The following is a 6,441-nucleotide window of genomic DNA, read 5'->3' as shown; positions in this document are numbered from 1 at the left end:
GTCCCGGGCCGTCGGTGCCGGGCCGACCGAACTGACGCTGCTGCGTACCGGGTTGTCGTCGCGGTGGGGCACGATGGTGGCATGGCATCCACGCACGATCACCCGGGTGAGCAGGCCGCACAGGACCCGATCAAGCTGATCGCGATCCGCGACGCGCCGCTGTCGGTGGACGAGGTCCTCCGCGCGGTGGGGGACGACGCGGCCGGCGGGACGGCGCTGTTCGTGGGGACCGTGCGCGATCACGACGGCGGTACCGACGTCGAGGGGCTGGGCTATTCGTGTCACCCGAGTGCCGAGGACGAGATGCGGCGCATCGCCGGGAAGGTCGCCGCCGAGTACCCCGTGCGGGCGCTCGCCGCCGTGCACCGGGTCGGGGATCTCGGGATCGGTGACCTCGCCGTGGTCGTCGGCGTGTCGTGCCCGCACCGGGGGGAGGCCTTCGAGGCCTGCCGGAAGCTGATCGACGACCTCAAGCACGAGGTGCCCATCTGGAAGCATCAGCGGTTCTCGGACGGGACCGAGGAATGGGTCGGCGCGTAGCGCCGTCGTCCAGGGGTGGTGGTCGGGCGACGGGAGGGCGGGTCGGCGTGTGGCGCCGTCGTCCAGGGGTGGTGGTCGGGCGACGGGAGGGCGGGTCGGCGCGTGGCGCCTCGTCGAGGGGTGGGAGCCTGGTGAGAGGGGTCGGACCTCCGGTTGCGTAACCGCACCCCTGAGGTGAGCGTTGTCACTGCGGATGGTTAATCTGCTGATCAGTCAGTCGCGGACGCTCATGGGGTTGGGAGGTCGGCATGGCAGTGCTTGTCTGGTTGCTGATTCCGCTCGTGGCCGCGATCGGAGCGGGGCTCTGGGGCAGTTGGGCCAACAGGACCCGTAAGGTGCGGGGCGACGGCCCCGAACTCATCGGTTACGCCCGGTTCCGGGAAGCCATGGAGAAGCCGCGCTCGGACCGCTGAGGACCGTGCCCCCACACGTCACGGCGCACGACGCTCAGGGCCGCCCGTCCGGGTGGCCCTGACGGTGCGCCGACAGGCCTGTCCCGTACTGTCGAGTCATGCCACGCCGCACCGCGACGATGCTCGCCTCCACCCTGATGCTGATCGCGCTCCTGTGCGCGGGAGTCTTCATCCCCGTGCCGTACTCGGAGATGTCGCCGGGGCCGACGGTGAACACGCTGGGCGAGCACGACGGCGAGCCGGTGCTGCAGATCGCCGGGCACAAGACCTATCCCGCGGACGGTCACCTCAATATGACCACGGTGCGGGTCACGAGTGCCGACTACCGGATGAACCTCGTCGAGGCCGTCTACGGATGGCTCGCGCACGACAACAAAATCGTGCCGCACGAGACCCTCTACCCCGACGGCAAGACGGAGGAGCAGTCCACCCAGGAGAACGCCGAGGAGTTCAGCCAGTCCCAGGAGAGCGCCAAGGTCGCGGCCCTGAAGGAGCTGGACGTACCGGTGAGGTCCTGGGTGATCGTCTCCACGGTCGTCAAGGGGTCGCCGTCCGAGGGCAGGCTGCACGCGGGCGATGTGATCAAGGCGGTCGACGGCAAGGCGGTGAAGGAGCCCGCCGATGTCGCCGAACTGGTGACCGAGCACCAGCCCGGCGAGGACGTCGTCTTCACGATCGTGCCCGCCAAGGAGCAGGCCGCCGCCGAGAAGGAGAAGCGGACCCCTACGAAGACCGAGAAGGTCACGATCACCACCGCGAGCTCCGACGACGCCGGCGAGAAGCGGGCCATCGTCGGGATCTCCGCCGGGACCGACCACACCTTCCCGTTCGACATCGACATCAAGCTCGCCGACGTGGGCGGACCGAGCGCCGGCCTGATGTTCGCCCTCGGCATCTACGACAAGCTCACCCCGGGCAGCCTGACCGGCGGCACCTTCGTCGCCGGCACCGGCACGATCGACGACAACGGCAAGGTCGGGCCGATCGGCGGGATCGAGATGAAGACGGTCGGCGCCCGCGGCAAGGGCGCCGAGTACTTCCTCACTCCCGCCGACAACTGCGCGGCCGCCGCCAAGGACACCCCCGAGGGCCTCACCCTGGTGAAGGTGGACACCATCGACGACGCCCTGGGCGCGCTGGAGGACATCCGCTCCGGCGACACCGCAGGCCTGTCGGAGTGCACGGCGTCCTGACCGGACGGGACGCCCTCTCCTAGTCCGCGAACGTCGCCGTCAGCGCCTCGGCCAGCCCCGGCACCAGGTCGGAGCCGGTGAGGACCTCCGTGGGCGAGTCCTTCGCGCGCAGCCGCAGCGCCGACTCACGAGCGCCGCCGCGCAGCACGGCGACCGTCATACGGACCTCCTGACGTTCCGGATGCTCGGCCACCCACCTGGTCAGCGCCGCCTCGTCCAGGTCCTTCGGGACCTGTGCCTCGGCGGACGGCGGCAGCATCAGCCGCTCCACGGTCAGGGCGCAGCCCGCCACCGCGTCGGGCCAGGCGATGGTGCCCAGGAACTCGTCGAGCGGCTTGCCCGTTGGAATCTTGTCCTGCTCGATCGGGGTGAAGGCGGTGGTCTCCTGTTCGCCGTCCTGGCCGAGCCGGCCCGCGAGCGAGGGCTGCTCGGCGCGCAGCCGGGCGGTGTCTACGAGGGCGAACAGGCGTGCGGGCTGGTCCCAGCCGAGTCCGGAGGCGTACTCGTCGATCTCGAGTACGGCCCGGGTGAGCGGGTTCGCGGCCATGGGTGTGTTGGACATGGTCACAATCCTCTCTCGTTCCCGGCCGGAATCGGGAACCGAGTAAAGCGTGAGTAAGTTGCATAGGTGTGGGCCCACGATCACGGGGGGCCACGGCGGCCCGTGAAACCGCGGGCTGACGAATCAACAGCGAACTTCGAGGTGCCTACCTTGGCTTTCCAGATGCCGGACCGCGGCGGAGGCCCGACGGGGCCACGGATCAGAGTCGGCCACCCGTCCCGGCGGGTCCGGACCCTGCTGATGACACTGGGCGTCCTGGCCGTCCTCGGCATGGTGTTCACCATGTTCGCGGGCTTCTGGACCGACTGGCTGTGGTATCGCTCGGTCAATTACTCGTCCGTCTTCACGACGACCCTATGGACCAAGATCGGCCTGTTCTTCGTCTTCGGTCTGCTGATGGCCCTCGCGGTCGGCTTCAACATCTGGCTGGCCCACCGCATGCGGCCGCCGCTGAGCGCCATGTCGATGGAGCAGCAGAATCTCGACCGGTACCGGATGGGCATCGCCCCGTACAAGAAGTGGCTGCTGCTCGGCATCACCGCGCTGGTCGGTCTGATCGCCGGTGCCTCGGCGTCGGGCCAGTGGCGGACCTGGCTGATGTGGGTCAACGGCGTGCCGTTCGGCCAGAAGGACCCGCAGTTCAAGCTGGACGTCTCCTTCTACGCCTTCGACCTGCCCTGGTACCGGTTCCTGCTCGGCTTCGGTTTCGCCGCCGCGATCCTGGGCCTGATCGCCGCCGCGCTCACCCACTACCTGTACGGCGGGCTGCGCATCACCAGCCCGGGCGCGCGTGCCACGGCCGCGGCCACCGGGCACCTGTCGGTGCTGCTCGGCATCTTCGTGGCCCTGAAGGCCGTCGCGTACTGGCTCGACCGGTACGGGCTGGCGGTGAAGTCCAGCGACTTCAAGGCCACCGACAGCTGGACGGGCCTCAGGTACGTCGACGCGAACGCCTATCTGCCGGCCAAGACGATCCTGTTCTGCATCGCCGTGATCTGCGCGCTGCTGTTCTTCGCCACCCTGTGGCGGCGTACCTGGCAGCTGCCCGTGATCGGCTTCGGCCTGATGGTGCTGTCGGCGATCCTCATCGGCGGTCTCTACCCGGCGATCGTGCAGAAGTTCCAGGTCCAGCCGAACGAGCAGGCCAAGGAAGCGCCGTACGTCGAGAAGAACCTCAAGGCCACCCGCGAGGCCTACGGCATCAACGACTCGCAGGTCACCGAGTACCCGGGTACGGCCCAGACCGATGACGCGACCAAGCTCCGGGACGACGTCCGTGACGCGGCGAGCATCCGGATCATGGACCCGAACATCGTGTCGCCGACGTTCCAGCAGCTCCAGCAGATCAGGAACTACTACGCGTTCCCGACCAACCTGGACGTCGACCGCTACGCCGAGGACGGCAAGGAGCAGGACACCGTCATCGGCCTGCGGGAGCTGAACTACAACGGCATCCCGAAGCGGAACTGGATCAACGACCACTTCCGGTACACGCACGGATACGGCGTCGTGGCCGCGGAGGGCACCAGCGCCGACGCGGGCGGCCGTCCGGCGTTCACCGAGTCCGACCTGCCGTCCAAGGGAGACCTGGGGTCGTACGAGCAGCGCGTCTACTACGGCGAGCGGACGACGACGTACTCGATCGTCGGCGGTCCCCAGAAGGAGATCGACTACTCCGACGACAGCGGCGAGAAGACGTACAGCTACAAGGGCGACAGCGGGGTCAACCTCGACAACCCGGTGAACCGGGCCGCCTACGCGGTCGCGTTCAGCGAGCCGCAGATCCTGTACTCGGGCGCCATCGGTGAGGGCTCGCGGATCCTGTACAACCGCACGCCCAAGGAGCGCGTCGAGGCCATCGCCCCGTGGCTGACCATCGACGGCGACGCCTACCCGGCGGTCGTCGACGGCCGGATCCAGTGGATCGTCGACGCCTACACGACCACCAACGGTTATCCGTACGCGTCGCGGACGACCCTCGGTGACACCACCGCCGACTCGCTGACCGCCACCAACGACCAGCGCGCGGTGGTGGCCCAGCAGAACCAGGTCAACTACATCCGCAACTCGGTGAAGGCGACCGTCGACGCGTACAGCGGCGATGTCAAGCTCTACCAGTGGGACACCGAGGATCCCGTCCTCGAGACGTGGATGAAGGCGTTCCCGGACACGGTGGAGCCGCGGAGCGAGATCTCGGGCGCCCTGATGGACCATCTGCGCTACCCGCAGGACCTGTTCAAGGTGCAGCGCGAGCTGCTGACCCGCTACCACGTCAAGGACGCCACCACGTTCCTGAGCGGCAGCGAGGTCTGGGAGGTGCCGGACGACCCGACGAACAAGACGGGCGAGACGGTGCCTCCGTACTACCTGAGCATGCGGATGCCGGACCAGCAGCAACAGGTCTTCTCGCTCACCACGACGTTCACTCCGAACGGGCGTGACAACCTGAGCGCCTTCATGGCGGTGAACGCCGACCCGGGCACCAAGGACTACGGGAAGATCAGAGTCCTGAAACTGCCGACCAGCACGACGGTCTCCGGACCGCAACAGGTGCAGAGTCAGTTCAACTCCCAGCAGGACATCGCCGAGACGATCAGGCTGCTGAGAGGTGGCGACTCGGAGGTCGAGTACGGCAACCTCCTGACCGTCCCGCTCGACGGAGGACTGCTCTACGTGGAGCCGGTCTACGTACGCGGTGGCGGACTGAAGTACCCGCTGCTGCGGAAGGTGCTGGTGACCTACGGCGGCCAGACCGCGTTCGAGGACACCCTCGAGCAGGCCCTGGACAAGGTCTTCGGCGGAGAGGGCGCACCTGTCGAGCCGCCACCGGGGGAGGACGAGGGAACGGGCGAGGACGAGGGCACGCAGCCACCGCCGCCCGCATCCGACAACCCCACGGTCCAGGAGGCTCTGAACGACGCCCAGAAGGCCTTCGACGCCGGCCAGGAAGCCCTGAAGAAGAATGACTGGGAGGCCTACGGCAAGGCGCAGCAGGAGCTGGAGGACGCCCTGCGCAAGGCCGAGGAAGCCCAGTCGGCCGAAGGGGGTGGCGGCGGGGAGAGCAGGCCCGCTCCCGACGCCAGTCCGACCGGTTAGCGAGCAAGCTGGTCAAAGGCCCCTCCCGCGCCGTGCTACGGTTGCAACACAACGGCGCGGGGTGGAGCAGCTCGGTAGCTCGCTGGGCTCATAACCCAGAGGTCGCAGGTTCAAATCCTGTCCCCGCTACTGAAGTCGCGTGGTTGGCGACAGCAAAGGCCCGGACTCCTCAAGGAGTCCGGGCCTTTGTGATGTGCGAACGCATGTGCCTGGGCGGGTGACGGCCCTGCCGCCGACGGGAGTTGGGTGTTCTGTGTTTGGCTTGTCTCTCTGTGGGCATGTCGACAAAACGCTGTAGTGACTTCACTGACTGCGGTATACCAGGTGTACCCAGGTTGCAGGTGGTGCGACGATGGATGGTATGGGGGACAAGGCAACTCTGTTCAGGACAGGGCGTTTTGTGCAGTCCTCCCCTCGGGAGGAACCTCGCGACGGGGAGGCCGACGACGAGGCCGCGGAGGAGCTGCGTCAGCGGATCGCTGCCGAGGCCGGTGATGTCGAGGCGATGAGTGTCCTCGGCGCCATGCTGCTGCGCCGTGGTGATCTCGACGGAGCCGAACCCCATCTGCGCGCCGCCACCGCCGCGGGCTGCCGCGCCGCCGCCAACAACCTGGGCGTCCTGCTGCACCAGCGGGGC

The 6,441-nt window shown here is 68.1% G+C and carries 5 protein-coding genes, 1 tRNA gene and 1 pseudogene; 6 read left to right on the top strand and 1 reads right to left on the bottom strand.

The window, feature by feature from the left end; translation table 11 throughout:
* The first annotated feature begins 81 nt into the window (after positions 1 to 81).
* The 3 genes from B9S61_RS24160 (at position 82) to B9S61_RS24155 (ending at position 2,146) form a co-directional block, all read left to right on the top strand.
* Positions 82 to 540, top strand: coding sequence for a molybdenum cofactor biosynthesis protein MoaE (locus B9S61_RS24160; RefSeq protein WP_103544133.1), 459 nt, complete (start codon positions 82 to 84; stop codon positions 538 to 540).
* Between the two features lie 248 nt (positions 541 to 788).
* Complete coding sequence (locus B9S61_RS41030; protein ID WP_181007502.1) at positions 789 to 953, top strand: hypothetical protein; 165 nt, start codon at positions 789 to 791, stop codon at positions 951 to 953.
* Between the two features lie 98 nt (positions 954 to 1,051).
* Positions 1,052 to 2,146, top strand: coding sequence for a PDZ domain-containing protein (locus B9S61_RS24155; RefSeq protein WP_103544132.1), 1,095 nt, complete (start codon positions 1,052 to 1,054; stop codon positions 2,144 to 2,146).
* Positions 2,147 to 2,165: 19 nt separating this feature from the next.
* On the opposite strand, the gene B9S61_RS24150 is transcribed toward B9S61_RS24155, so the two are convergent.
* Positions 2,166 to 2,708 (bottom strand): PPA1309 family protein, encoded by a 543-nt coding sequence (locus B9S61_RS24150; RefSeq protein WP_258039828.1) that lies wholly within the window; start codon positions 2,706 to 2,708, stop codon positions 2,166 to 2,168.
* Between the two features lie 162 nt (positions 2,709 to 2,870).
* Between B9S61_RS24150 and B9S61_RS24145 the strand changes: the two genes are divergently transcribed.
* The 3 genes and pseudogenes from B9S61_RS24145 to B9S61_RS24135 all read left to right on the top strand — a co-directional run.
* Positions 2,871 to 5,804, top strand: a complete 2,934-nt coding sequence (locus tag B9S61_RS24145) for a UPF0182 family protein (RefSeq protein ID WP_103544130.1) — start codon at positions 2,871 to 2,873, stop codon at positions 5,802 to 5,804.
* 55 nt (positions 5,805 to 5,859) lie between these two features.
* Positions 5,860 to 5,933: transfer RNA gene (locus tag B9S61_RS24140), tRNA-Met, on the top strand.
* A gap of 223 nt (positions 5,934 to 6,156) precedes the next feature.
* A pseudogene (locus tag B9S61_RS24135) lies at positions 6,157 to 6,441 on the top strand (sel1 repeat family protein); the annotation flags it as partial.

The organism is Streptomyces sp. SM1, from assembly GCF_002910825.1.
Taxonomy (GTDB): Bacteria; Actinomycetota; Actinomycetes; order Streptomycetales; family Streptomycetaceae; genus Streptomyces; species Streptomyces okerensis.
The sequence above is the reverse complement of the archived record's forward strand: the minus strand, read 5'-3'. Positions and strand labels throughout refer to the sequence as shown.

Bases quoted from the DNA above. Each gene is read 5' to 3' on its own strand.
- B9S61_RS24150 (WP_258039828.1), bottom strand. From the start codon at position 2,708: ATGTCCAACACACCCATGGCCGCGAACCCGCTCACCCGGGCCGTACTC.
- B9S61_RS24155 (WP_103544132.1), top strand. From the start codon at position 1,052: ATGCCACGCCGCACCGCGACGATGCTCGCCTCCACCCTGATGCTGATC.
- B9S61_RS24160 (WP_103544133.1), top strand. From the start codon at position 82: ATGGCATCCACGCACGATCACCCGGGTGAGCAGGCCGCACAGGACCCG.
- B9S61_RS24145 (WP_103544130.1), top strand. From the start codon at position 2,871: ATGCCGGACCGCGGCGGAGGCCCGACGGGGCCACGGATCAGAGTCGGC.
- B9S61_RS41030 (WP_181007502.1), top strand. From the start codon at position 789: ATGGCAGTGCTTGTCTGGTTGCTGATTCCGCTCGTGGCCGCGATCGGA.